Source organism: Stenotrophomonas sp. YJH_SMC_133 (assembly GCF_059370655.1).
Map to the genome: position 1 here is coordinate 1 of NZ_JCAFTW010000016.1, position 24631 is coordinate 24631.

Here is a 24631-nt window from a genome sequence, read left to right on the forward strand (position 1 = left end):
CCTGCCTGCCGTGGGTAGAGTCGACTGTCAGTCGACTTTCGCGCGGAGCGCGGGGTTTGCTGCATATGGCGGAAGAGCAGCCGACTGACAGTCGGCTCTACCACGCGCCCCCGGCGCTGGGGGCCCGGCCTGCGGCCGGTTCCCGGTCCTGCCTGCGCTGCAGGCAGGACCTTCGTCCCATGCCGTGGGCCGTGGGCGGTGCCATCATCGGGGTCTGCCTTCCCGGGAACCTGTGCTCGTGAAAACCCGTCTTGCCGTTGCCCTGCTGATTGCCCTGTCCGCCCCCGCCGTGGCCCTTGCCGCGCCGCCTGCCACCGCCGCACCGGCCAGCGTGGCCACCGAATCGCCCGCCGATGCCGCCTTCCGCGCGCTGTACGAGAAGGAATGGAAGTGGCGCCAGCAGGGCGGCGGTGAGGCCAGCGAGGACGAAGACGCGCCGGCCAATGCCACCCGCATGCCCGATGTCGGCCCGGCCGCGCAGCAGGCGCGCCTGAAGGTGTGGGACGAGACCCTCGCCGCGCTGAAGAAGATCGACCCGAAGACCCTGTCGCCCGACAACCAGGTCAACTACGCGATCTACCACGACCAGGTGTTCAACCTGGCCGAAGAGACGCGCCTGCGCGGCTACGAGATGCCGTTCAACGCCGACTCCTCGTTCTGGTCCAACCTGTCCTTCATGGCCCGGCGCGAGATGAAGACCGTGCAGGACTACCAGAACTACATCGCACGGCTGAACGATGTGCCGCGTTACTTCGGCCAGCAGACCGAGAACATGCGTGCCGGCCTGAAGCGTGGCTTCAGCGTGCCGCGTGCCGTGCTCGATGGCCGCGAAGTGTCCATCGCCACCGTCGCCGAGCTGAAGGACCCGACCGGATCGCCGTTGTACGCGCCGTTCAAGAAGCTGCCCACCACCATCCCGGCCGCCGAGCAGGCCAGGCTGCAGGCGCAGGCGCGTGAAGCGATCAGCGGCAAGGTGGTGCCGGCGTTCCAGCAGCTGCGCACCTTCTTCGTCAACGAGTACGTGCCGCAGGCGCGCACCACCCTGGCCGCCGAAGCGATGCCTGATGGCAAGGCGTACTACAAGCAGCAGATCCACGAATACACCACGCTGGACCTGTCGCCGGACGAGATCCATCGCATCGGCCTGGATGAAGTCGCACGCATCCAGAAGGAAATGAACGACATCATCAAGCAGGTGAAGTTCAAGGGCAGCTTCGCCGAGTTCCTGACCTTCCTGCGTACCGATCCGCAGTTCTATGCCAAGACGCCGGAAGAGCTGCTGTCGCGTGCCGCGTGGATCTCCAAGCGGGCGGACGGCCAGCTCGGCAAGTACATGACGCTGCCGCGCGCGCGCTTCACCATCGTGCCGGTGCCGCCGGATATCGCGCCGTTCTGGACCGCCGGCCGTGGTGGCATGGGCACCTACTGGCTCAATACCTACAACCTGCCGTCGCGCCCGCTGTACAACCTGCCGGCACTGACGCTGCATGAGTCCGATCCGGGCCACGCGCTGCAGGGCGCGATCGCCGCCGAACAGAAGAACCTGCCCGAGTTCCGCCGCAACGCCTACATCTCCGCCTATGGCGAAGGCTGGGCGCTGTACTGCGAGAAGCTGGGCGTGGAGATGGGCATCTACGAAACCCCGTACGAGGATTTCGGCCGCCTGACCTATGAGATGTGGCGCGCCGCGCGCCTGGTGATCGACACCGGCGTGCACAGCAAGGGCTGGACCCGCGAGCAGGCGCTGGCCTACCTGCGTGACCACACCGCGCTGAGCGAGCATGAAGTGACCACCGAAGTGGACCGCTACATCTCCTGGCCGGGCCAGGCACTGAGCTACAAGCTGGGCGAGATCGCCATCGTGCGCCTGCGCGCGCAGGCCGAGAAGGAACTGGGCGACAAGTTCGACATCAAGGGCTTCCACGACACCCTGCTCAAGCAGGGCTCGGTGCCGCTGCCGGTGCTGGAACAGCAGATCCAGGCCTACATCGCCGAGCGCAAGAAGGCCTGACCGCTACCGGGTAGTGCCGGCCGCTGGCCGGCAATCCGACCCGGTCACGGGGTCGGATCCCTTTCCCACGGAAAGGGCTCCGACCCCCTCTCAGCTCACCCCACCGCCCGCGGCTTGGCCACCCGTGCAGCAAAGGTCGGCAGCACCAGCAGGGTCAGCACGGTGGCGGTGATCAGGCCACCGATCACCACCGTCGCCAGCGGCTTCTGCACTTCCGCACCGGAACCGCTGGCAATCGCCATCGGAATGAAGCCGACGATCGCCACCAGCGCCGTGGTCAGCACCGCACGGATACGGCTCGATGCACCGTTGATCGCTGCCTGCAGCGGCAGGTCACCGGCATCCAGGCGTTCGCGGATCGCCTGCATCAGCACCAGGCCGTTCAAGGTGGCCACGCCGGAGACGGCGATGAAGCCGACCGCCGCCGATACCGAGAACGGCATGCCACGCAGCAGCAGCGCGAGGATGCCGCCGACCAGCGCCAGCGGCACGCAGCTGAACACCAGAATGGCTTCCTTGCCGCTGCGCAGGGCCATGAACAGCAGGCTGCCGATCAGCAGGAACACCACCGGCACCACCGTTGCCAGTCGCTTCTCCGCGCGCTGCAGGTTCTCGAACTGACCGCCCCAGGTCAGGTACGCACCCGGCGGCAGCGCCACGTCTGCCACCGCCGCCTGTGCTTCACCCACGAAGCCGCCCAGATCACGGCCACGCACGTTGGCCTGCACTACCACGCGGCGGCTGCCGTTGTTGCGGCTGATCTGGTTCGGTCCTTCGCTGACCGTGATGCGCGCGACCGACGACAGCGGAATCACCAGCCCCGAAGGCGTGGCGATCGGCAGCGAGGCCAGCTGGTCCGGATCGTTGCGCGAGGCATCGTCCAGGCGCACCACTACGTTGAAGCGGCGATCACCTTCGAAGATCTTGCCGGCCGCCGTGCCGCCAATGCCGGTGGACAGTGCATCACTCACATCCGCGGCAGTCAGGCCGTACTGCGCCGCCGCCACGTGGTCGATCGCCACGTTGAGCGTAGGCAGGCCGGAGATCTGTTCCACCCGCACGTCGGCCGCGCCGTTCACCGCACGCAGCTTCAGCGCCACCTGGTCGGCCACCTTCTGCAGCTGGCTGAAGTCATCGCCGAAGATCATCACTGCCAGGTCGGTACGCACGCCGGAAATCAGCTCGTTGAAGCGCAGTTCGATCGGCTGGCTGAACTCGAAGCTGTTGCCCAGCTGCTGCCCGGCCAGCTTTTCGAAGCGCGCCACCAGTGCGTCCTTGGCCAGCTTCGGATCGGGCCAGTCCTTGCGCGGCTTCAGCACGATCACGCTGTCGGAGATGTTGGTCGGCATCGGGTCGATGGCCGCCTCGGCGGTACCGGTACGCGAGAACACGGTCTCCACTTCCGGCTGCGTGGCGATCGCTTTCTCCAGCGCCAGCTGCATCGCCAGCGACTGCTCCAGCGAGGTCGACGGCACGCGCAGGGCCTGCATCGCCACGTTGCCTTCGTCCAGCGTCGGCATGAACTCGCGGCCCAGCAGCGAGAACGCGCCGATGCCCACCACCACCATCATCACCGCAGCTGCCAGCACCGTGCGCGGATGCGCCACGGCCTTGCGCACCATCGGCTCGATGCGCGCACGCAGCACGCGGATCAGCTTCGTCTCGTGCTCGCCATCTTCGGCATGCGTATCGCCGTCCTTCACCTTCGGCTCGCGCACCAGCAGCGCGGCCATCGCCGGCACGAAGGTGAAGGAGAAGATGAAGGCACCGACCAGGGCCAGCATGAAGGTCGCTGCCATCGGGTGGAACGTCTTGCCCTCCACGCCTTCCAGGGTGAGGATCGGCGCGAACACCAGCAGGATGATCAACTGTCCGAACGCAGCTGGACGCGCCATCTTCATCGCCGAATCGGCAGCCACGCGCAGCCGCTCCATCGCGGTCAATGCACGGCCCAGTTCGGCGCGGCGCTGGCCCAGCATCAGCAGCGTCGACTCGACCACGATCACCGCACCGTCCACCAGGATGCCGAAGTCCAGCGCACCCAGGCTCATCAGGTTGCCGCTGATGCCGAAGCGGTTCATGCCGATCACTGCGAACAGGAACGACAGTGGAATCACCAGCGCGGTGATCGTTGCTGCACGCAGGTTGCCCAGCAGCAGGAACAGCACCACCACCACCAGCAGCGCGCCCTCGGTGAGGTTCCTGGCCACGGTCTTGATGGTGGAATTGACCAGCACGCTGCGGTCCAGCACCGGCGCGGCCACGATGTCGGCCGGCAGCGATTTGTTCACCTGTTCCAGGCGCGCCGCAGCGGCCTGCGCCACGGTGCGGCTGTTGCCGCCGGCAATCATCAGCGCGGTACCCAGCACGGCTTCATGGCCGTTGCGGCTGGCCGCACCCAGGCGCGGCGCGCGGCTCAGCTCGACCTCGGCCACATCGGCCACGCGCACCACCACGCCATTGCGGGTCGCCACCGGGGCCTGTGCCAGATCCTCGGTGGTCAGCGCCAGGCCATCGGCACGCACCACCAGTCCTTCGCCGGCGCGCTGCACGAAACCGGCACCGGCCTGCACGTTGGAACGCTGCAGGGCGGTGACCAGATCGGCCAGGCCGAGGCCGTGCGCGGCCAGCCGGGCGCTGTCCGGATGCACGCCATATTCCTTGACGTAGCCACCGACCGTATCGACGCCGGCCAGCCCCGGGCTGGAACGCATCTGCGGCGCGATGATCCAGTCCTGCACGGTGCGCAGGTAGGTCGCACGTTCTTCCGGTGTACGCAGCAGATTGCCTTCCGGCGTGCGGTAGACCTCGCCGGCCTGCCAGCCGGCTTCACCCGGCTTGGCCAGCCTGGCCGGATCGAACGCGGTGAAGTCCACGGTCCACATCAGCACTTCGCCGAGGCCGGTGGTGACCGGCGACAGCATCGGCGACGCGCCATCGGGCAGGTCTTCCGATGCCTCGCGCATGCGTTCGGCCACCTGCTGGCGCGCGAAGTAGATGTCGGTCGCATCGGTGAAGATCGCGGTGACCTGCGAGAAGCCATTGCGCGACAGTGAACGCGTGGTGGTCAGGCCGGGGATGCCGGCCAGCGCGGTTTCCAGCGGGTAGGTCACCTGCCGCTCGATCTGCTCCGGGGTCAGCGCCGGTGCCACCGTGTTGATCTGCACCTGGCGGTTGGTGATGTCCGGCACCGCGTCGATCGGCAGCTTGCCCAGCTGGAACAGGCCCACCGCAGCGATCAGCGCCGCCATGAACACCACCAGCCAGCGGTGGCGCACCGCTGTTTCAATGATCAGCTTGAACATGGTCGCCTCCTCAGTGGCCGTGCTCGGCTTCGCCCTTGGCCAGTTCGGCCTTGAGCAGGAAGGCGTTGGCACCGACGATGCGCTCATTGCCGGTCAGGCCACCGAGGATCTCGATGCGGTCGCCGGCGCGACGCCCAGCCAGGACCGGCTGCGCCTTGAAGCCACCTTCGACGGCGACGAACACCGCGCTGCTGCCATCGACGTTCTGCACTGCATCGGCCGGGACGCTGAGCGAGCCGTCCTGGCCTTCGGTGACCACTACGGCCGATACCGGCGAACCGGCCGGCGGCAGCGACGCATCCACCGGCGTAGCACGGATCACCGCGACGCCGCCCTGCTGGCGCACATCGGCAGCCGAACCGGTGACGGTGGCGGTGAAGCCGCCACCCGGCACGCTGACTTCCAGCTTCATGCCGGGCGTGACCTGCGCGGCCAGCGCGGGCGGTGCGGTGAACACCAGCTCGTTCATCGTCGGGTCGGCGACGTCGGCCACCGCGCTGCCGGCGGCGACCACGCCGCCCGGCGTGACCTGCACGTTGCCGACGATGCCGGCCACCGGGCTGGTGATGCGCACGCGACCGCTGGCATCGGGCGCACCGTTCGCGGCGGCCTGGGCCTGCGCGGCAGCAGCCTGGGCCTGTGCCGCCAGCGAACGTGCACGCGAGGCTTCCATCTCCTGGCGGGCGACCACGCCCTGGTCGACCAGGGCCTTGTCGCGGCCATAGGCCAGCCGCGCGGCTTCGGCTTCGGCCGCTGCGGCCAGCGCATTGGCGCGGAACACCGCCGCTTCGCCGCTGACCACGATCGCCAGCGCCTGGTTCTGCTTCACCGCGGTGCCCGGCGCGACCAGCACGCGCTCGACGCGGCCGGTCACGGTCGACGCCACCGAGGCGCGTGCACCGACCGACGGTTCGACCCGGCCGGACAGGCGCGTGGAGCCACCGCCACCGCGACCGATCGCGACCACTTCGATACCGGAGGCCTTGATCTGCTCCGGGGTCAGCTGCACCACGCCTTCGTCGGCGTCAGCAGGTGCCTTCGCGGTTTCTGCCTTGGCTTCCTTGCTGCCGGCGGCATGGCCGTGGCCATCGTCGGTGCCGGCCTTGGCCGCAGCGGGGGTTTCATTGGCAGGCGTCTGCGCGTTGCCGGCGCAGCCAGCCAGCAGGACGGTCAGCAGCACGCCGCCGATCAGCGGGAAAGTACGGGAGAGAGTCATGGAGCCTCCACAAAGGGTGCGCGCCCTTCCAGGCGGGCAAGATCGATTTCCGCGGCGACGCGCGACAGGCGCGCATCCACGGCGGTGCCGCGGGCGGCGATGAGGGCGCTGCGCGTGCTGCGCAGTTCCAGCTGCGAGATGCGTCCGGCGTCGAAGCCAATGCGGGCCAGGCGATACGCCTCTTCGGCGGCGACCACGCTTTCATCGGCGGCGCGGGTACGGCTACTGGCGGCCTTCAACCCGGCCACCGCAGAGAGGCGCTCGGCCTCGCTGTCGCGGCGCTGCTGGTCCAGGCGCGCTTCGGCCGCGCGCTGGTCGGCATTGGCGGCGCGGATGCCACCGCGGTTGCGGTCGAACAGCGGGATGCTGAGGCTGACCCCGAGGTTGTAGGCACGCTCGCCGCCCTCGCGGAAGCGGGTCTGCGCGGCGGTGACACTGAGGTCGGGCAGGGCACGCTTGCGCTCCACCTCGACCAGCTTGCCCGCCGCATCGGCTTCGGCTTCGGCGATGCGCACCGCCAGTGCCACGTCGGTGGCGCCACGCGGTAGCGGCGGCGCACGGTCGAGCAGGCTGTCGTCGATCGACTGCACCGGTGCATCCAGCAGTGCAGCACCGGCCAGGCGGGCCAGCGCGGCATCGCGGAACGCCTGCGCTTCATCCAGCGCGGCGCTGGCGTTGGCCACCTCGCTCTGCGCCTGCACCGCACGCAGCTGCGGTTCGCGGCCCTGCTTGACCAACGCGTTGACGGCGTTGGCGTCAGCGCGGGTGAGGGTCAGTGCTTCTTCGGCCAGGGTGTAGCGGCGCAGTGCACTTTCCGCCTGTGCGTAGACCACCGCCAGCTGGCTGGCCACGTCGCTGCGGCTTTGGGCACCACGCAGGTTGGCCGCCTGGGCTTCGGCCCGGGCCGCACGGACGCGCGCGCCACGCTGGCCCCAGACCTCCAGCGGCTGGGACAAGGTGAGCACGGTATCGGCCTTGCCCATGCCGCCATAGGAGCCGGTGCCCCAGGCGTTTTCAGCGGAGTAGGAGAGGGAAGGGTTGGGCAATGCACGGGCCTGGTCGGCGCGCGCGTCGGCGGCCTCGGCCAGCGCCGCACCCACACGGGTGCCGGGCAGCTGGTCCAGGCGTTCAAGCAGGGCGTCGTAGGAAGGGGCGGCTTGCGCCATCACCGATGCCGCCGGGGCCAGGCCCAGCAACACAGCGACGACCAGCCCGGCCGCGCGCGGCGACCGAGGTGTCAGGATCGACATAGGGGGATTCCGGTTGTGAGTGAAACGGGAGCCCGCAATCGCGGGACGCGCTCAACTCACGCCCGGGGGGGACGCGTCAATTCATCCTGGGCGACCGCATAGGTCGCCGCGTCGCCGGCATTCATCCAGCGCGCCGGCAGTGGCGCACCGAAGGCGGCGAGGGTACTGGCCGGCAGGCTCAGGTTGGAGTGGTGGCAGTGGTTGTGGCCACAGGCACCAACATGCTTGCCGTCGGTATCGCCATCGGCATCCGGAGCGGACTCCACGTGCACCGTGCTGGCGTGCGGTTCCACCGTGCAGGCCAGCGCGTCGGCCACCGGCACGACCACGAATGCCGCCATCAGCAGCATCATCAGGTACGAGCGAAGGTGGCGGGAGATCCGGCGCATGGAAGGGAGGCTAGCAAGCGGTTTTCGCCGGATACAATATCAATGGCCGCTTCGGGAATACGTCGGAATCTCCCGTTCAGGTGGACGGCCTGGGGGCATCCTGCCCTGGTGGGTGCGGACCTCCTGCCTTGGTGGGTGTCGACCTTGGTCGACACGCTTTTCGACCCCACTGCGTTGCCGGCCAGCGGCCGGCACTACCCGTATCACGGCAACTTCGCGATCACCTTGATCTCGAACTGGAACCCGTACAGCCAGGTCACGCCGATGCCGGTCAGGGTCGGGTGCGGCGCCTCGCCCCAGTACTCGGGCACGATCGCCCAGGCCTTCTCGAAGTTGGTTTCCGGATCGACCAGGAACACGGTCACATCGATCACGTCATCGAACGTGCAGCCGGCAGCGGCCAGCACCGCATTGAGATTCTCGAACGCGCGGCGCACCTGGGTTTCGAAATCCGGCTCGGGCGAGCCGTCCTCGCGGCTGCCGACCTGGCCGGAGACGAACAGGAAGCCATTGGATCGGATCGCCGGCGAGTAGCGGTTGCGCTCGTACAGGGCCTGGCGGACGGCGGGGAAAACGACATCACGCTGTGACATGGGGAAGATCCCGTGGGAGAGAACGCCATCCTCCGCGCCAGTGCTGTCTGGATAAACCGCGATGATCGGCCTAGATTGATTGCCAATTCCAAACAATCATGGCCCGCCATGGACCGTTTCGAGGCGATGCGGGCGTTTGCCCGCGTGGTGGAAACCGGCAGCTTCACCCGGGCCGCGCAGACCCTTCAGATCAGCCGCACTACGGCCACCCAGCTGGTGCAGCAACTGGAGGCACACCTGCGGCTGCGCCTGCCCAACCGCACCACGCGCCGGGTCAGCGTCACCGCCGACGGCGCGGCCTACTACCCGCGCATCGCCCGCCTGCTGGCCGAGCTGGAAGAAGTGGAGGGCGGGCTGGGCGACGCGGCCACCCAGCCACGCGGGCGGCTGCGCGTGGATGTGCCCGGGCCGTACGCGCGGTTGCGGCTGGTGCCGGCGTTGCTGGATTTCCAGGCGCGCTACCCGGAGATCCAGCTGGACATCGGCGTCAGCGACCGCGAGGTCGACGTCATCGCCGACAACGTCGATTGCGTGATCCGGGGTGGCACCCCCGCCGACCCGGCACTGGTGGCGCGGCCGCTCGGCGCGCTGCCGATCGGTTTCCACGCCAGTCCGGGCTATGTGCAGCGCTTCGGCCTGCCGACCGACCCGCGCGCGCTGGAGGGACCCGACCACCACATGGTCGGCTTCCTCAGCCCGCGCAGTGGCCGGGCGCGGGTGTTCAGCGCGCAGCGCGGCGATGAGCGCGTTGAGGTGCAGGGCCGCTATACGGTCGGCTTCGATGATGGAAACGCCTATCTGGCCGCGGCGCTTGCGGGGCTGGGCGTGGTGGCGCTGCCCAGCTACATGGCCGAGCCGCACGTGGCGCGCGGCGAGCTGCTGCCGGTGTTGCAGGACTGGCAGCTGCCGCCGATGCCGATGCACGTGATGTTCCCGCCGAACCGGCACATGAGCCAGCGGCTGCGGGTGTTCATCGATTGGGTGGTGGAAGCGTTGGGGTGAGTGCATCGGTCGCGTGCGAAAATCGGCGTGCACGTACTGGAGAACGCACACCCTGATGAGCCGCATCGTCGCACTGGATACCGAAACCACCGGCATCTCCCACCGCCTGGGGCACCGGGTGATCGAAATCGGTGCCGTCGAACTGATCGATGGCCAGCTCACCGGCCGCCAGTTCCACACCTACCTGCAGCCGCAGCGCAAGGTGGATTGGGGCGCACAGCGCGTGCACGGCATCAGCGATGCGATGCTGGTGGGCAAGCCGCTGTTCTCCAGCAAGGCGGTCGAACTGCTGGAGTTCCTGCGCGGCAGCGAGATGGTCGCGCACAACGCTACCTTCGATGTGGGCTTCCTGGACAACGAGCTGCGCCTGTCCGGCATCCCCGGCGCGCTGGCCCAGCACTGCCGCATCACCTGCAGCCTGAAGCTTGCGCGGGGACGCTGGCCGGGTCAGGGCAACAAGCTGGATGATGTGCTGCAGCGCCTGCGCATTCCCAGCCAGCGCGGCCTGCATGGCGCGTTGAAGGATGCGCACCTACTGGCGCAGGTGATTCCGCACCTGCGCTGAGGCCTGGCCGCTGTCACACCGGCCGCAACCATCGCTCGATCATTGCAACGCCACAGGCCACCCCGTCCTCATGGCGCATCGCCACGCCCAGGGCCGCCGCGCGTGCGCGTGTTGCGTCGGTTTCAACGAAGGTGATGGCTGCCGCCAGCGTTGCTGCGTCCAGCCGCTTCGGTGACAACGGTGCCGGTGCCACGCCCAACCGATACAGACGATCAGCCCAGAAGAACTGATCGGCGGCGAACGGCATCACCAGCGAAGGAACACCGGCGCGGCAGGCCGAATGCGTGGTGCCGCTGCCACCGTGATGGATGGCGAATGCGCAACGCGGGAACAGCGCTTCGTGTGGAGTCGGCCCCAGTACGAAGACCGAATCGGGCAAGCGCATCGCAGGCAGTCCCACCCAGCCAGGAAACAGCAGCACCCGGCGTGGCGCCAGCGCCTGCAGCAGGGCCGGCAACACGCGCTCGCGATCAAAGCCGGTCATGCTGCCGAAGCCCAGATACACCGGCGCCGGGCCGGCATCGAGGAAGGCCTGCAGATCGGCCGGGGGTATCCAGGGCGCATCAGGAAGGCGCCATTGGCCACAGACGATGTGGTCGGCCGGCCAATCCGCCGGTGGCGGCAGCAGCTGCGGCGAGATGCCATAGAGCATCGGCAGGCCGGGCCACAGCGAGCGGCGCGGCGATTGCCCCAGCTGCTTGCGGGCTGCGTTGATCGGCCGACGGAACTGGCGCCAGATCAGGCCGTTGACCAGCCCATAGCTGGCGCGGTTCAACCAGCCCGGCGAGCGTCCCGGTGGCAGGAACGGAGAGCGGAAGGCCCGCGTCGGGGTCAGCGGGATCATGCCGGTGCCGATGACCGGCAGTCCGCGGCGTTCGCCCACGCTCATGCCGACAAAGGCCGCCAGGCCACCGGTCAGAATCGCATCGCAGCCTTCGGCAGCGGCATCGGCCTGGCGCATCCAGCCGCTGACATGCTGCAGCGCCATCCGTGCCAGCCCGCTACTGGCGGCGGCAACACCGTTGCCACGCGAGACCAGCGCGACCACTTCGTCATGGATGTCACCTTCAAGAGCCGCATGGGGCACATCCAGTGCCTGCGCGCTGCCCAGCGTGCCGCCATCGGCCAGCAGTGTCACCGCGTGGCCTGCGCCGATCAGCCCATGGCAGAGCATGGCCAGCGGACGCGTATCGCCTTCGGTTCCGTAGGTCAGGGCCAGCAGCCGCATGGAAAGCTCCGCAGTGAACCGGAGCAGTATGCCGGTTGGCGGGCTCCCGGCCCTGCCGGTTCAGCCGCAGCCTGTGGGTAACTTGCGCAAGTGCTTGAACCCGTGCATAATGCGCGGCTCGCTGTGTCCGGTTTTCTACCGGGCGGCGCCCCCGGGAGCACGTCCCCGGCCGCCCAACGCCAGCGTAACCCTTTGATTCTCTTGACGTGTGGTGGGCAACCATCGAGGCCGCCGTCTCCCGGGCTACGGGCTGACAACTACTACTATCGAGGTGCGCAATGTCCCGCGTATGCCAGGTTTCCGGCAAGCGAGTGCAGACGGGTAACAACGTCTCGCACGCCAACAACAAGACCCGTCGTCGTTTCCTGCCGAATCTGCACGAGCGCCGTTTCTGGGTGGCCAGCGAGAACCGCTGGGTCAAGCTTCGTGTTTCCGCGCATGCACTGCGCACCATCGACAAGAACGGCATCGATTCCGTTCTGGCTGAGCTGCGTGCGCGCGGCGAAAAGGTCTGAGGAGTAAAGCATCATGGCAGGCAAGCGCGATAAGGTCCGTATGATTTCCTCGGCCGGTACCGGCCACTTCTACACGACCGACAAGAACAAGAAGAACACCCCGGGGAAGATGGAATTCCTGAAGTACGATCCGGTCGTGCGCAAGCACGTCCTGTACAAGGAAGGCAAGATCAAGTAATCCGCAAGGATTGCTGGTCCCCGCGAAGAAACCCGCCCTTGTGGCGGGTTTTTTCATGCCCGATGTTCCCGTGGTGGGCGCCTGTGGGTGCCGACCGTTGGTCGGCACACTCCCTCCACCCCCCGGTAGGTGCCAACCTTGGTTGGCACGCTGCTTCAACGCAGTCGAGCGCAGCTCGACTCTACACACCCCGCTGGGCAGAATGGCCCATCACCTCCCGACGGGCGACACGATGCTGTTCGAGTGGTTGCTGGGTTCCTACCTGCTGCTGATCGACTGGCTGATCCGGCTGGTCGCGCTGTGCTGGATTCCCACCCGCACCACGCCCGGCGCGGCGCGCAGCTGGCTGCTGCTGGTCGGCTTCGTACCGCTGCTGGGCCTGCCGCTGTACCTGCTGTTCGGCCATCCGTGGCTGTCGCGCGAGCGCATCCGCCGCCAGGCCGAGGCCTCGCAGGTGATCCGTGAGGAGCAGGCGCTGCAGCATCGCCTGCGCTGGACCCCACAGCCCGACACCGCCAGCGCCGAGATCGTGCCGTTGGTGCAGCGCCAGGGCGATTTCATGCCGGTACACGGCAACGCCGTCGATCTGCTGACCGACTACGACGAGTCGCTGCACACGCTGATCGCCGACATCGACCAGGCCGAAGACCGCGTGCACCTGCTGTACTACCTGATGTTCGACGACGCGGTCGGCGAGGCCATTGTCGAGGCCTTGCAGCGTGCCGCCGCGCGTGGCGTGCAGTGCCGCGTGCTGCTCGATGCGGTGGGCGCCAAGCGTGGCCTGCGCGCCTATCGCAAGCGCCTGCAGGCGCGCGACATCGAAGTGCGCGCGATGCTGCCCGGTGGCCTGCGCTGGCGTCGCAGCGGACGCATGGACCTGCGCAACCACCGCAAGATCGCGGTGATCGACAACGAAGTGGCCTATGTCGGTTCGCAGAACCTGGCGGGCCCGCAGTTCGTGCCGGGCCACCCGAACCGCGAACTGGTGGCGCGCGTGCGCGGCCCGGCGGTGGCGCACCTGGAAGCCGTATTCGCCAGCGACTGGTACATGGAGACCGGCCAGCGCCTAGATGTGATCACCGATGTGCCCGAATGCGGCGACGACATCGCCACCCAGCTGCTGCCCAGCGGCCCGGCCTACCCGTACAGCAACGCGCGCGACGCGGTAGCCGCGCTGATCCACCTGGCGCGACGCCGGCTGGTGATGGTCACCCCGTACTTCGTACCTGACGAAGCCACACTGAGTGCGCTGCGTATCGCCGCATTGTCCGGCGTGCAGGTGCAGCTGATCCTGTCTGCCAGCAACAACCAGCGGTTGACGTCGTGGGCGCAGGAGGCCTACTACGATGAACTGCTGCGCTGTGGCGTGCGCATCGCGCTGTACGAGCCGCAGTTCCTGCACGCCAAGCACATGAGCGTGGATGAGGACATCGCCGTGCTCGGCTCCATCAACATGGATATCCGCTCGTTCGCGCTGAATGCCGAGATCGGCCTGATCTGCTACGACCGCGCGCTGGTCCAGCAGCTGTGCGCGATCGAGGACGGCTACCTGCGCGAGTCGCGGCAGCTGGACCTGCAGCAGTGGCGCAGCCGTCCCACGTGGCGGCGCAGCCGCGAAGGTATTGCACGGCTGGCCGATGCGTTGATGTGAAGCAATGCCGGCCGCCCATTCCGGCAATCCGGCCCGTCATCGCCGATGGCCTACAATCGGCACATGACTGATTCACCGCGTAATGGCGAACTGGACCTGGCAATCATCGGTGGTGGTGCGGCCGGGGTGCTGGTGGCGATCCAGGTGTTGCGCCAGGCCAAGGCGCCGCTGGCGCTGGCCATCTTCGAACCCGCCTCGCAGCTGGCGCAGGGCATCGCCTATGCCACGCCATGGCCGGAGCATCTGCTGAACGTGCCGGCGGCGAAGATGAGTGCGTTTGCCGACCAGCCCGGCGATTTCCTCGACTACCTGATGGCCGCCAATGCCTACCCGGGCGAGGCGCGCGAGGTGCTGGGCGAGCGCTATGTGTGCCGCCACTACTTTGCTGCCTACCTGCAGCAGCGCCTGCAGGAGGCCGCTGCGACCAGCCCGGCACAGCTGCAGGTGATCGCGCAGCCGGTGCTGGGCCTGCAGCCGGATGACCATGGCTACCAGCTGACACTCGGCGATGGCAGCACGCTGCACGCCGCGCAGGCGGTGCTGGCCACCGGCAACAGCATGCGGCCGCTGCCGGTGGCCGGTGCCGAGGCACTGCCCGCCGATGACGTGATCGAGGCCTGGGACTACGACGGCGTACGCACCCTGGCCGGCGAGCAGGCCGTGGCCATCGTAGGCTCCGGCCTGAGCATGGCCGACACCGTGTTGGCATTGGTCGCCGCCGGCCACACCGGCCCGCTGCATGTGATCTCGCGCCACGGCCTGCTGCCGTTGCCGCATGCGCATGGTGGCCTGCCCAGGTTCGACCCGGCCACGCTGCTGCCGATGAACCTGCGCCAGCGCCTGCGCGCGTTGCGTGGGTTCGCACGCCAGGCACAGGCCGACGGCCTGCCGTGGCAGGGCGTGATGGACCGCATCCGTCCGCACGGGCAGGCGCTGTGGTGCAGCCTCGACGCGGCCGACCAGCGCCGCTTCCTGCGCCATGTGGTGCGCTACTGGGACGTGCATCGCCACCGCATCGCCGAAGAGGTCGACGCACAGCTGCAGGCGCTGATCGAAAGCGGCCAACTGCGTGTTCACCGGTCCCGCCTGCAACGCGTCGGCCGCGAAGGCGATGCCCTGCGGCTGTCGGGTCGCGATGCCACCGGCAATGAACAGCAGTGGACGATCGGCGGCGTGATCAACGCCACCGGTGTGGAAACCCGCGCCAGTGCGCTGCGCAATCCGTTGCTGCAGCAGCTGCAGGCCGATGGTCTGGCGCGCCCCGGCCCGCATGGGCTGGGCCTGGACAGCACGGTGCCGGGCGACCGCCTGTGTGCTGCCGGGGGCCAGCCGCAGGCACGGCTGGGCGTGCTCGGCAGCCTGCGCATCGGCAGCCTGTGGGAAAGCCTGGCGGTGCCTGAACTGCGTCAGCAGGCGCAAGCACTGGCCACCCAGGTGGTCGCAGGAGCCGCGACGGCGATGCCGTAAAATGGGGGCATGGATGTCTCCCACCTGCTTGATGGCCTGAACCCGGCCCAGCGCGAAGCCGTCTCCGCTCCCCCCGGCCACCACCTGGTGCTGGCCGGTGCCGGTTCCGGCAAGACCCGCGTACTCACCCACCGCATCGCCTGGCTGCATGAAGTCGAAGGCGTGCCGACCCACGGCATTTTCGCGGTGACCTTCACCAACAAGGCGGCCGGTGAAATGCGCCACCGCATCGACGCGCAGCTGCCCAATGGCAGCCGCGGCATGTGGATCGGCACCTTCCACGGCCTGGCCAACCGCCTGCTGCGCCTGCACTGGCAGGACGCCAAGCTGCCCGAAGGCTTCCAGGTGATGGATTCAGATGATCAGCTGCGGCTGGTCAAGCGCGTGGTGCAGGCGCTGGAACTGGACGACGGCAAGTACCCGGCCAAGCAGATCGCCTGGTGGATCAACGAACAGAAGGATGAGGGTCGCCGCCCGCAGCACATCCAGCCCGAGCCGCATGATGCGTGGCTGGAAACCATGCGCCAGGCCTATATCGAATACCAGGCACGCTGCGACCGCGCCGGCCTGGTCGACTTCGCCGAGCTGCTGCTGCGCGCCCATGAACTGCTGCGCGACAACCCGGCGCTGCTGTCGCACTACCGTGCCCGCTTCCGCGAGATCCTGGTGGACGAGTTCCAGGATACCAATGCCATCCAGTACGCCTTCGTGCGCGTGCTGGCCGGCGATTCCGGCCACGTGTTCGTGGTCGGCGACGATGACCAGGCCATCTACGGCTGGCGCGGCGCCAAGGTCGAGAACGTGCAGGGCTTCCTGCGTGATTTCCCAGGTGCGCAGACCATCCGCCTGGAACAGAACTATCGCTCCACTGCCAACATCCTCGGCGCTGCCAATGCGGTGATCGCGCACAACCCGGATCGCATCGGCAAGCAGCTGTGGACCGACAGTGGCGACGGAGAACCGATCGACCTGTACGCGGCGTACAACGAGATGGACGAGGCGCGCTACATCGTCGAGCGTGCCCGCCAGTGGGTACGCGATGGTGGCAGCTACACCGAAGTGGCCGTGCTCTACCGCAGCAACGCACAGTCGCGCGCGCTTGAAGAGGCGCTGCTGAGCGAACAGGTGCCCTATCGCGTGTACGGCGGCATGCGCTTCTTCGAACGGGCCGAAATCAAGGACGCGCTGGCTTACCTGCGCCTGCTGTCCAACCGCAACGATGACGCCGCCTTCGAGCGCGCGGTCAACACGCCTACCCGGGGCATCGGCGACCGCACGCTGGACGAAGTGCGCCGCGAGGCGCGCGCGCAGGGCATCTCGCTGTGGGAAGCAACGATGCTGGTCACCCAGGGCAACGCGCTGGCCGCACGCGCGCGCAATGCACTGGCCGGCTTCCTGGGGCTGGTCAACGAGCTGCAGGCGCAGACCGTGCACATGACCCTGGCCGAGCGCGTGGACCACGTGTTGGCCCGCTCGCAGCTGCGCGAGCACTGGAGCAAAGAAAGCCGCAATTCGCTGGATTCGGAATCGCGCACCGACAACCTCGACGAACTGGTCTCGGTCGCTTCGCGCTTCGTGCGCCGCGCCGACGACATCGAGGAAGTGGGCGAGGACATGGACGAGCTGGTCGCGTTCCTGGCCTACGCCGCGCTGGAGGCCGGTGAAGGCCAGGCGCAGGCCGGCGAGGACGGCGTGCAGCTGATGACCCTGCATTCGGCCAAGGGCCTGGAATTTCCGCTGGTGTTCCTGGCAGGCATGGAAGACGGCCTGTTCCCGAGTGCACGTTCGCTGGAGGAAAGCGGGCGGCTGGAAGAAGAGCGCCGCCTGGCCTACGTCGGCATCACCCGCGCGCGCCAGAAGCTGGTGCTGAGCTATGCCGAATCGCGCCGCATCCATGGTCAGGACAACTACAGCCTGCCGTCGCGCTTCCTGCGCGAGATTCCGCGCGAGCTGCTGCACGAAGTGCGCCCGAAGGTGCAGGTCTCGCGGCCGGCCTCGATGGGCGCCAGCCGGGTGATGGGCCATGCCTCGATCGAGGCGCCGCCAGTCAAGCTCGGCGCGCTGGTCACCCATCCCAAGTTCGGCGAAGGCATGGTGACCGACTACGAAGGCAGCGGCGCCCACGCCCGCGTGCAGGTCGAGTTTGCCGACGCCGGCAGCAAGTGGCTGGTGATGGCCTACGCCAACCTGACGGTGATCTGATCACCGTCGGGGGGTCGGATCCCCCCCGCAGGGAGGGCTCTGACCCCATCGCGGAATGCACGTGGTTGGGGGCGGAGCCTTCTCCGTTGGAAAAGGGATCCGACCCCGATACGCTGCAGCCATGACCCGCAACGTGCTCTTCCTCTGCAGCCAGAACCGCCTGCGCAGCCCGACGGCCGAGCAGGTGTTCGCCGAGTGGCCGGGCATCGAAACCGCATCGGCCGGGCTGCTGGCCGATGCCGAGGAAGTGCTCAGCCCCGAGCTGCTGCAGTGGGCCGATATCGTGTTCGTGATGGAGCGTGCTCACCGCAGCCGGCTGTCCAGCCGCTACAAGCCGTGGCTGAAGGACAAGCGGGTGATCTGCCTGGATATCCCGGATGACTACGACTACATGGACCCGGTGCTGGTGGAGTTGCTGAAGCGCAAGGTGGCGCCGTTCCTGCGTTGAGCGTTGGTGGTGTAGAGCCGAGCCCATGCTCGGCTGCTTCTGGCGGGAAAGGCAGCCGAACATGGCTCGGGTCTACCAGAAAGACAGAGCGTCAGTCCTGCGCCTTTGAACCGGCCGTCGCATCCTGTTCGGACATCGACTGCTGCAGGCTGCTGGTGAAACTCTTTACCGCGCGCTCCAGTGCGATTTCCCAGTTCTCGCGTGATGGCACCTGGAAGATGTTCGCGCCATGCCCGGTGGCGGTGAAGGTACGGGTCTGGCCTTCCTTCCGCGCAACGACCTGCACCGAAATGTCGGCCAGCATCTGTTGTGTGGATGACACCATCCGGAAGAAGTTCGCCGGCATCTTGACCGAGAAATCGGTGAGCGAGGCCTCCAGTTGCGTACATGAGGTTTCGCACTGATCGGCGGTGCGATAGCCCATGTTTCGCAATGCCTGGATCATGATTGCGCGTGTCTTGTCCGCCGCTGTGGTGGACTCGATGGAGACAAGGACGCCGTTGCCTTGACGAACCACCCCGGCAATGTTCTTCGCACGGTCGGCTGCCGCAACTTCCGGGTAATAGACCGGACGGACGTCGCGCACCGGCCCCACCACCACTACCGGACCCTCTTCGGGATTCACCCGGATATCGGGCACGTTCACGCGCACCACTTCGGTGCGGATGCCGCAGCCGGTGAGGAGCAGCAGCAGCGAAAGACCAATGATCGACTTCATGTATTCCCCCTGTTGGAATGGTGTCCTTGCGACGCGCATTATCGCGTGGCTCGCAGGCAGCGGGAGTGGCGTTGGTCACAGCGGGGCAGCCGAGCATAGGCGTGGCTCTACTGGGACGAGCAAAATGCAGTCGAGCATGGCTATGCCGGTCGTCCTGACCGGCACCCTTTGGGCGGTCGCAAGCGACGTTGGCAGCGGCTCCTGCCGCTCCCTTCGACTCTACAATGGGGCCTGACATCCTCCAGGAACGCCCCCATGACCGAACCCACGCTGCACGTCACCGTGAAGTTGAACGCCCGGCTGCAGCCCGAGCATCGTCACGAACTGTTCGAGGACCCGCTCGACGCGCTGTTGCAGGCGGCCCAGGTGGGCGAGCTGACCGGTGGTGGCACTGCAATATCCGACCTCGGTGAAGTCGAGTACGGCGACATCGAAGTGGCGCTGGTCGATGCGGACGGCGTGCCGAAGCTGATCGACCTGCTGGAACAGCTGGGTGCACCGAAGGGTTCGCAGCTGCAGGGCGCGGGTGAAGCCGACCGCAGCTTCGGCGTGACCGAGGGGCTGGGCATCTACCTGGATGGCCTGAACCTGCCGGACGAAGTCTACGAGCAGTGCGATTCCAACCACGTGTTCGAACAGCTGTCGGAGAACATCGACGGCCTGGGCGAGATCTGCAGCTGGTGGCAGGGCCCGACCGAAACCGCGCTGTACATGTACGGCGAATCGTTCGAAGCGATGCGTGATGCGATTGCCGGATTCGTGGGCAGCTATCCGCTGTGCCAGAACGCACGCGTGGTGCAGATCGCCTGAAGGTAGGGGCGCTGTAGAGTCGAGCAAGCTCGACTCTACGGCAGCAGGTTATCGGCCGGCTGACTGCCGGGCGTTGTCGCGCAGCGCCATGTCCTTGCCGATCTGGTAGCCGCCGAACAGCACCGCCAAGGCGATGATCGCGGCGACCATGATGGACTTCTGGGAACTCCAGACGGGCGGCTTGTTGTCCTGCATGTCGGTCGTCCTTGGGCGCGGCAGTGCGCCGCCCGCCGAGCATGCGCCGCCCGACCGGTGCGTGCAAGCGGGCGGTGCGCACACGCCAATGCGCGGCGCCGGATTGATTCTGCTCAAGGCACGGCCTGCACATCCGGTGTGCAATGGTGTCGTTCCCATCTGGCAGATCGCTACGGAGCCCCACCATGTACAAGCGCATCCTGATTGCCACCGACGGATCCGAGCTGGCCGACAAGGGCCTGGCCAAGGGCCTGGAGCTGGCCAAGGACCTCAACGCCGAGGTCGATATCGTGACTGTCTCCGAGCCGTGGGCCGTCGGCATGTACGACGCCATGGGCTGGAGCGTGGGCTACATGAACAGCCCCGAGTACAAGGCCGACCGCGAGGAAGGCGCGCAGAAGGTGCTGCAGCCGGCGCTGGCCAAGGCGGCCGAGCAGGGCATCACCGCCAATCCGGTGCACGTGCTGGACCGCTACGCAGCTGACGGCATCATCGAGACCGCCGGCGAGCGCAACAGCGACCTGATCGTGATGACCTCGCACGGCCGCCGTGGCGTGACCCGCGTGCTGCTGGGCAGCCAGACTGCCGAAGTGCTGGCACGCAGCACGCTGCCGGTGCTGGTCATCCGCTGATCCACACCCACTGATTCAAGCGTTCCCGGGGAGGGGACCCGACGCCGGCCGCAGGATGCGCGCCGGCGTTGTTTTTTGTCGGGGATCGGGGGGCGGATCCACGCATGGCGTGGATCTACTGATAGGCGGTCACCCACGCATGGCGTGGATCCACGTTCGTTGTCCCGGTAGATCCACGCCATGCGTGGATGGGCCGTGCCGATGGCCTTGAGGGGTCAGAGCCCTTTCCTGTGGAGAGGGATCCGACCCCGGTCACATCACCAGCTGTACAGCTTCCAGTACACCGGCGACACACCGTCCTTGTCGTTGTCGAAACGGCCATCGCCGTTCTTGTCGTACATGTAGAACGGAGCACCGCGCGATGGCGTCACCTTGACCATGCGCAGCTGGCCGGACACACGGTATTCCTCGATGACATCGCCGTTGTCCATGGTGCGCTTGGAGACATCGGCGCCCTTGACGTCCACCGGGGGAGCACCTGCGCCACCCATGCTGGCGCAGCCAGCGAGCAGGAGCAGGGAAGCCAGCATCAGGGTCTTCATCGGCGGGGGCCTTTGCCTGGAGAGAGCCCTGATTATGCCCCATCGCCAGGTGCGTGCCGTGTCGTCGCGGTGCAGGCACGGGCGCGTAGAATCGGCCCATGAGCAGATTAGTCCTGATCGACGGGTCCAGTTACCTGTACCGCGCGTTCCACGCGCTGCCGCCCCTGTCCAATGCACAGGGTGAACCCACTGGCGCACTGTTCGGCGTGGTCAACATGCTGCGTTCGACGCTGAAGGAACGCCCGGCCTACGTCGCGTTCGTGGTCGATGCGCCCGGCAAGACCTTCCGCGATGACCTGTACGATCAGTACAAGGCCAACCGCCCGCCGATGCCCGATGAGCTGCGCAGCCAGGTCGAGCCGATGTGCCGCATCGTCGAGGCGCTGGGCATCAGCATCCTGCGCGTCCCCGGCGTGGAAGCCGACGATGTGATCGGCACGCTGGCCCTCCAGGGCCTGGCGCAGGACCTGAAGGTGACCATTTCCACCGGCGACAAGGACTTCGCCCAGCTGGTGCGCCCGGGCATCGAGCTGGTCAACACCATGACCGGAAGCCGCATGGATTCGGATGCGGCGGTGATGGAGAAATTCGGCGTGCGCGCCGACCAGATCATCGACCTGCTGGCGCTGATGGGCGACACCGTCGACAACGTGCCGGGCGTGGAGAAGTGCGGGCCGAAGACCGCCGCCAAGTGGCTGGCCGAGTACCAGCACCTGGATGGGGTGATGGCGGCCGCGCCGACCATGAAGGGCAAGATCGGCGAAAACCTGCGCGCGGCGCTGGAGCGCCTGCCGCTGAACCGCGAGCTGGTGACCATCCGCACCGACCTGGCGCTGGACGCCAGCCCGACCACGCTGGCCCTGCGCGAGCAGGACGTGCCGGAGCTGACCGAGCTGTATGCGCGCTACGGCTTCACCCAGGCGCTGAAGGAGCTGGGTGCGCCGGTGCCGGCACCGGTGGCCGCCAGCGAGGCGACCCCGAGCCTGCGCGGCACTGCGGCCGGCTTCGCGCGTGGCAGCGTCGAGGCGCCCGCCGCCGGCACGCTGGATCCGGCACTGTCCGCGCCGGGTGAATACGAGACCGTGCTGAGCGCCGAGCAGCTGCAGGCCTGGGTCGAACGCCTGCAGCAGGCCGACCTGATCAGCTTCGATACCGAAACCGATGCGCTGGACGCGATGCGTGCGCGGCTGGTGGGCATCAGCCTGGCCGTCGAGCCGGGCAGGGCGGCGTATATTCCGGTCGGCCACGATTACCCGGGTGCGCCGGCCCAGCTGCCGATGCAGCAGGTGCTGGACGCACTGCGCTCGGTGCTGCAGGACCCGGCGAAGAAGAAGCTGGGCCAGCACGGCAAGTACGACCTGCACGTGCTGCGACGCCACGGCGTGCAGGTGCAGGGCTACCACGACGACACCATGCTCGAGAGCTTCGTGCTCAATTCCACCGCCACCCGCCACGACATGGATTCGCTGGCGCTGCGCTACCTGGGCTACAGCACCATCAAGTTCGAGGACGTGGCCGGCAAGGGCGCCAAGCAGATTCCGTTCTCGCAGGTGGGCATCGACGAGGCCAGCCGCTACGCCGCCGAGGACGCCGACATCACCCTGCGCCTGCACCACGCGCTGCAGCCGCAGCTGCTGGCCGAGCCGGCGCTGGACAGCGTTTACCGCGGCATCGAGATGCCGCTGGTGCCGGTGCTGGCCAGCATCGAAGCCAACGGCGTGCGGGTCGACACCGACGAACTGCGCCGGCAGAGCCAGGACCTGTCTTCGCGCATGCTGGCCGCGCAGCAGAAAGCCACCGAGCTGGCCGGGCGCAGCTTCAACCTGGATTCGCCCAAGCAGCTGCAGGCGGTGCTGTTCGACGAGTTGAAGCTGCCGGCGGTGGTGAAGACCCCCAAGGGCCAGCCCAGCACCAATGAAGAGGCGCTGGAGGCGATTGCCGACCAGCACGAGCTGCCGCGCGTGATCCTGGAGTACCGCGGGCTGGCCAAGCTGCGCAGCACCTACACCGACAAGCTGCCGGAGATGGTCAACCCGGATACCGGCCGCGTGCATACCAGCTATCACCAGTCCGGAGCCGCCACCGGCCGCCTGTCCTCGTCGGACCCGAACCTGCAGAACATCCCGATCCGCACCGAGGACGGCCGTCGCATCCGCCGCGCGTTCGTGGCGCCGGAGGGCTTCCAGCTGCTGGCGGCCGACTATTCGCAGATCGAACTGCGGATCATGGCCCACCTGTCCGAGGACCCGGGCCTGGTGCGTGCCTTCGAGCAGGGCGCCGACGTGCACCGTGCCACCGCCGCCGAGGTGTTCGGGCGCACGCTGGAGGAAGTGACCCCGAACGAGCGCCGCGCCGCCAAGGCGATCAACTTCGGGCTGATGTACGGCATGAGCGCCTTCGGCCTGGCCCGCAACCTGGGCATCGACCGTGGCCAGGCGCAGGACTACGTGGCGCTGTACTTCAGCCGCTACCCGGGCGTGCGCGATTTCATGGAGCGGATGCGCCAGCAGGCCCGCGACCAGGGCTATGTGGAAACCCTGTTTGGTCGTCGCCTGTACCTGAACGACATTCATGCACGTAACCAGGGCCTGCGCGCCGGTGCCGAACGCGCGGCGATCAACGCGCCGATGCAGGGCACCGCCGCCGACATCATCAAACGCGCGATGGTGGACGTGGACCAGTGGCTGCGTGACAGCGGCGCACCGGCACGGATGATCCTGCAGGTGCACGATGAACTGGTGTTCGAAACCGAAAGCAGTTTCGTTGAAGACTTGCGTTTGCAGGTGGTCGAGCGCATGTCGCAAGCGGCCAAACTGCGGGTGCCGCTGGTGGTCGATACCGGCGTCGGCAACAACTGGGACGAAGCGCACTGAGGGCATTTCAGGCCGAAAACGACGTGAATTCGTTCATTCGTCAGAGGTTTCTGACTCGATCATGAATGTTGTCCTGATCGAGGTTCATTAAATTGGGCCCCTTCACGAACCGTTAGTGTTCGGAGTGCTTCTATAACTCTCGACAGGCGCAACGCCTGTTGTGGATCTCTCCCATCCCCTGGAGCAGATCTCGGAACGGGGACTCCTCCCCAAGTGCCCGTTCCCCGGCCCCGTTGACCTCCCCCTGGTCAGCGGGGCTTTTTATTTGTGCCGCCGCAGCACCAGGGATGGGGTCAGATCCTTGGTGCTAGGCTGGGCTATCGTTCCACAGGGGAAGGCCATGCCCGATCTGTTTGCACTGGCAATGCCCTGGTGGGAGTTCATCCTGCGCGCGGTGGTGGTCTATGTCGTGGTGCTGGGCATGGTCCGGCTTGGCGGCAAGCGGGCTCTAGGGCAGATCACGCCCTTCGACGTGCTGTTGATCGTGCTGCTGGGCAATGCGGTGCAGAACGCGCTGCTGGGCACCGATACCTCGCTGGGCGGCGGCCTGCTGCTGGCCGCGACCCTCATCCTGCTCAACTATGGGGTGGGCTGGCTGACCACCCGGAATCGACGCATGGAGCGGATGATCGAAGGAGAACCTACCGTAATCGCGCGCGATGGCCGGCTTTTGGAGGGTGTTCTTCGCCGCGAACTGATCAGCCGGGCCGATTTCGATGCTGCGTTGCGCCAGCAGGGTGGCCTGCGGATCGAGGATGTGCAGATCGCCCTGCTGGAGACGACCGGGCACATCACCATCCTTCCGCGGAAGGGCACCTGATCGTGCAGCACCGAGCATGGG

At 67.3% G+C, this 24631-nt stretch carries 22 protein-coding genes; 13 read left to right on the forward strand and 9 right to left on the reverse strand.

Annotated features, from left to right (window positions below):
* The first annotated feature begins 238 nt into the window (after nucleotides 1-238).
* A complete protein-coding gene (locus AC5P78_RS19160; protein WP_049396040.1) occupies nucleotides 239-2011 on the forward strand; it encodes a DUF885 domain-containing protein in 1773 nt (590 codons plus the stop codon).
* 95 nt (nucleotides 2012-2106) lie between these two features.
* On the opposite strand, the gene AC5P78_RS19165 is transcribed toward AC5P78_RS19160, so the two are convergent.
* The 5 genes from AC5P78_RS19165 to AC5P78_RS19185 all read right to left on the reverse strand — a co-directional run bounded on the left by AC5P78_RS19165 (nucleotide 2107) and on the right by AC5P78_RS19185 (nucleotide 8764).
* On the reverse strand, nucleotides 2107-5316 hold the full coding sequence (locus tag AC5P78_RS19165) for an efflux RND transporter permease subunit (RefSeq protein WP_049396041.1): 3210 nt from the start codon (nucleotides 5314-5316) through the stop codon (nucleotides 2107-2109).
* 10 nt (nucleotides 5317-5326) lie between these two features.
* Nucleotides 5327-6532 carry an efflux RND transporter periplasmic adaptor subunit gene (locus AC5P78_RS19170; protein ID WP_065183642.1) on the reverse strand — a complete coding sequence of 402 codons (1206 nt, stop codon included), beginning with the start codon at nucleotides 6530-6532 and terminating at the stop codon, nucleotides 5327-5329.
* Nucleotides 6529-7782: a TolC family protein gene (locus tag AC5P78_RS19175; protein ID WP_065183641.1), complete on the reverse strand. Its 1254-nt coding sequence runs from the start codon at nucleotides 7780-7782 to the stop codon at nucleotides 6529-6531. The genes AC5P78_RS19170 and AC5P78_RS19175 overlap by 4 nt, the downstream gene beginning before the upstream one ends.
* A gap of 56 nt (nucleotides 7783-7838) precedes the next feature.
* Entirely contained in the window at nucleotides 7839-8171 is a 333-nt protein-coding gene (locus AC5P78_RS19180) for a hypothetical protein (RefSeq protein WP_005411643.1), read from the reverse strand.
* Between the two features lie 203 nt (nucleotides 8172-8374).
* Nucleotides 8375-8764, reverse strand: a complete 390-nt coding sequence (locus tag AC5P78_RS19185) for a RidA family protein (RefSeq protein ID WP_065183640.1) — start codon at nucleotides 8762-8764, stop codon at nucleotides 8375-8377.
* 108 nt (nucleotides 8765-8872) lie between these two features.
* On the opposite strand from AC5P78_RS19185, the gene AC5P78_RS19190 reads away from it, so the two are divergent.
* Together AC5P78_RS19190 and dnaQ are read left to right on the forward strand one after the other, a co-directional pair.
* Nucleotides 8873-9766, forward strand: coding sequence for a LysR family transcriptional regulator (locus AC5P78_RS19190; RefSeq protein ID WP_495217322.1), 894 nt, complete (start codon nucleotides 8873-8875; stop codon nucleotides 9764-9766).
* 55 nt (nucleotides 9767-9821) lie between these two features.
* A complete protein-coding gene (dnaQ, locus tag AC5P78_RS19195; RefSeq protein ID WP_065183638.1) occupies nucleotides 9822-10331 on the forward strand; it encodes a DNA polymerase III subunit epsilon in 510 nt (169 codons plus the stop codon).
* A gap of 13 nt (nucleotides 10332-10344) precedes the next feature.
* On the opposite strand, the gene AC5P78_RS19200 is transcribed toward dnaQ, so the two are convergent.
* Nucleotides 10345-11559, reverse strand: a complete 1215-nt coding sequence (locus AC5P78_RS19200) for a nucleotide disphospho-sugar-binding domain-containing protein (RefSeq protein ID WP_065183637.1) — start codon at nucleotides 11557-11559, stop codon at nucleotides 10345-10347.
* 278 nt (nucleotides 11560-11837) lie between these two features.
* On the opposite strand from AC5P78_RS19200, the gene rpmB reads away from it, so the two are divergent.
* The 6 genes from rpmB (at nucleotide 11838) to AC5P78_RS19230 (ending at nucleotide 18020) form a co-directional block, all read left to right on the forward strand.
* Nucleotides 11838-12074 (forward strand): 50S ribosomal protein L28, encoded by a 237-nt coding sequence (rpmB, locus tag AC5P78_RS19205; protein ID WP_005411638.1) that lies wholly within the window; start codon nucleotides 11838-11840, stop codon nucleotides 12072-12074.
* Between the two features lie 10 nt (nucleotides 12075-12084).
* The gene (rpmG, locus tag AC5P78_RS19210) at nucleotides 12085-12252 is read left to right on the forward strand and encodes a 50S ribosomal protein L33 (RefSeq protein ID WP_169411268.1); all 168 of its coding nucleotides are present in this window, start codon (nucleotides 12085-12087) and stop codon (nucleotides 12250-12252) included.
* Nucleotides 12253-12484: 232 nt separating this feature from the next.
* Nucleotides 12485-13903 carry a cardiolipin synthase gene (cls, locus tag AC5P78_RS19215; RefSeq protein WP_005414897.1) on the forward strand — a complete coding sequence of 473 codons (1419 nt, stop codon included), beginning with the start codon at nucleotides 12485-12487 and terminating at the stop codon, nucleotides 13901-13903.
* A 45-nt stretch (nucleotides 13904-13948) separates the two neighbouring features.
* On the forward strand, nucleotides 13949-15370 hold the full coding sequence (locus AC5P78_RS19220) for an FAD/NAD(P)-binding protein (RefSeq protein WP_024957799.1): 1422 nt from the start codon (nucleotides 13949-13951) through the stop codon (nucleotides 15368-15370).
* A gap of 9 nt (nucleotides 15371-15379) precedes the next feature.
* Nucleotides 15380-17572 (forward strand): DNA helicase II, encoded by a 2193-nt coding sequence (gene uvrD / locus AC5P78_RS19225; protein WP_049396046.1) that lies wholly within the window; start codon nucleotides 15380-15382, stop codon nucleotides 17570-17572.
* Nucleotides 17573-17693: 121 nt separating this feature from the next.
* Complete coding sequence (locus tag AC5P78_RS19230; protein ID WP_495217323.1) at nucleotides 17694-18020, forward strand: low molecular weight protein tyrosine phosphatase family protein; 327 nt, start codon at nucleotides 17694-17696, stop codon at nucleotides 18018-18020.
* A 91-nt stretch (nucleotides 18021-18111) separates the two neighbouring features.
* Here AC5P78_RS19230 and AC5P78_RS19235 read toward each other — a convergent pair whose 3' ends face one another.
* Complete coding sequence (locus AC5P78_RS19235) at nucleotides 18112-18738, reverse strand: hypothetical protein (RefSeq protein ID WP_024957802.1); 627 nt, start codon at nucleotides 18736-18738, stop codon at nucleotides 18112-18114.
* 255 nt (nucleotides 18739-18993) lie between these two features.
* Here AC5P78_RS19235 and AC5P78_RS19240 point away from each other — a divergent pair, with 255 nt between their 5' ends.
* Nucleotides 18994-19548, forward strand: a complete 555-nt coding sequence (locus AC5P78_RS19240) for a hypothetical protein (protein WP_043034430.1) — start codon at nucleotides 18994-18996, stop codon at nucleotides 19546-19548.
* Nucleotides 19549-19596: 48 nt separating this feature from the next.
* On the opposite strand, the gene AC5P78_RS19245 is transcribed toward AC5P78_RS19240, so the two are convergent.
* Complete coding sequence (locus AC5P78_RS19245; RefSeq protein WP_005411630.1) at nucleotides 19597-19743, reverse strand: hypothetical protein; 147 nt, start codon at nucleotides 19741-19743, stop codon at nucleotides 19597-19599.
* Nucleotides 19744-19928: 185 nt separating this feature from the next.
* On the opposite strand from AC5P78_RS19245, the gene AC5P78_RS19250 reads away from it, so the two are divergent.
* Nucleotides 19929-20375: a universal stress protein gene (locus tag AC5P78_RS19250; RefSeq protein WP_005411629.1), complete on the forward strand. Its 447-nt coding sequence runs from the start codon at nucleotides 19929-19931 to the stop codon at nucleotides 20373-20375.
* Between the two features lie 257 nt (nucleotides 20376-20632).
* On the opposite strand, the gene AC5P78_RS19255 is transcribed toward AC5P78_RS19250, so the two are convergent.
* Nucleotides 20633-20917: a DUF2782 domain-containing protein gene (locus AC5P78_RS19255; protein WP_005411628.1), complete on the reverse strand. Its 285-nt coding sequence runs from the start codon at nucleotides 20915-20917 to the stop codon at nucleotides 20633-20635.
* Nucleotides 20918-21015: 98 nt separating this feature from the next.
* Here AC5P78_RS19255 and polA point away from each other — a divergent pair, with 98 nt between their 5' ends.
* Together polA and AC5P78_RS19265 are read left to right on the forward strand one after the other, a co-directional pair.
* On the forward strand, nucleotides 21016-23790 hold the full coding sequence (gene polA / locus AC5P78_RS19260) for a DNA polymerase I (protein WP_012481616.1): 2775 nt from the start codon (nucleotides 21016-21018) through the stop codon (nucleotides 23788-23790).
* A 340-nt stretch (nucleotides 23791-24130) separates the two neighbouring features.
* Entirely contained in the window at nucleotides 24131-24610 is a 480-nt protein-coding gene (locus AC5P78_RS19265; protein ID WP_024957711.1) for a DUF421 domain-containing protein, read from the forward strand.
* Nucleotides 24611-24631 lie beyond the last annotated feature (21 nt).

Coding starts and splice junctions, on each gene's coding strand:
- AC5P78_RS19165 (WP_049396041.1), bottom strand. CDS start 5,316: ATGTTCAAGCTGATCATTGAAACAGCGGTGCGCCACCGCTGGCTGGTG.
- AC5P78_RS19170 (WP_065183642.1), bottom strand. CDS start 6,532: ATGACTCTCTCCCGTACTTTCCCGCTGATCGGCGGCGTGCTGCTGACC.
- AC5P78_RS19175 (WP_065183641.1), bottom strand. CDS start 7,782: ATGTCGATCCTGACACCTCGGTCGCCGCGCGCGGCCGGGCTGGTCGTC.
- AC5P78_RS19180 (WP_005411643.1), bottom strand. CDS start 8,171: ATGCGCCGGATCTCCCGCCACCTTCGCTCGTACCTGATGATGCTGCTG.
- AC5P78_RS19185 (WP_065183640.1), bottom strand. CDS start 8,764: ATGTCACAGCGTGATGTCGTTTTCCCCGCCGTCCGCCAGGCCCTGTAC.
- AC5P78_RS19190 (WP_495217322.1), top strand. CDS start 8,873: ATGGACCGTTTCGAGGCGATGCGGGCGTTTGCCCGCGTGGTGGAAACC.
- dnaQ (WP_065183638.1), top strand. CDS start 9,822: ATGAGCCGCATCGTCGCACTGGATACCGAAACCACCGGCATCTCCCAC.
- AC5P78_RS19200 (WP_065183637.1), bottom strand. CDS start 11,559: ATGCGGCTGCTGGCCCTGACCTACGGAACCGAAGGCGATACGCGTCCG.
- rpmB (WP_005411638.1), top strand. CDS start 11,838: ATGTCCCGCGTATGCCAGGTTTCCGGCAAGCGAGTGCAGACGGGTAAC.
- cls (WP_005414897.1), top strand. CDS start 12,485: ATGCTGTTCGAGTGGTTGCTGGGTTCCTACCTGCTGCTGATCGACTGG.
- AC5P78_RS19220 (WP_024957799.1), top strand. CDS start 13,949: ATGGCCTACAATCGGCACATGACTGATTCACCGCGTAATGGCGAACTG.
- uvrD (WP_049396046.1), top strand. CDS start 15,380: ATGGATGTCTCCCACCTGCTTGATGGCCTGAACCCGGCCCAGCGCGAA.
- AC5P78_RS19230 (WP_495217323.1), top strand. CDS start 17,694: ATGACCCGCAACGTGCTCTTCCTCTGCAGCCAGAACCGCCTGCGCAGC.
- AC5P78_RS19235 (WP_024957802.1), bottom strand. CDS start 18,738: ATGAAGTCGATCATTGGTCTTTCGCTGCTGCTGCTCCTCACCGGCTGC.
- AC5P78_RS19240 (WP_043034430.1), top strand. CDS start 18,994: ATGACCGAACCCACGCTGCACGTCACCGTGAAGTTGAACGCCCGGCTG.
- AC5P78_RS19245 (WP_005411630.1), bottom strand. CDS start 19,743: ATGCAGGACAACAAGCCGCCCGTCTGGAGTTCCCAGAAGTCCATCATG.
- AC5P78_RS19250 (WP_005411629.1), top strand. CDS start 19,929: ATGTACAAGCGCATCCTGATTGCCACCGACGGATCCGAGCTGGCCGAC.
- AC5P78_RS19255 (WP_005411628.1), bottom strand. CDS start 20,917: ATGAAGACCCTGATGCTGGCTTCCCTGCTCCTGCTCGCTGGCTGCGCC.
- polA (WP_012481616.1), top strand. CDS start 21,016: ATGAGCAGATTAGTCCTGATCGACGGGTCCAGTTACCTGTACCGCGCG.
- AC5P78_RS19265 (WP_024957711.1), top strand. CDS start 24,131: ATGCCCGATCTGTTTGCACTGGCAATGCCCTGGTGGGAGTTCATCCTG.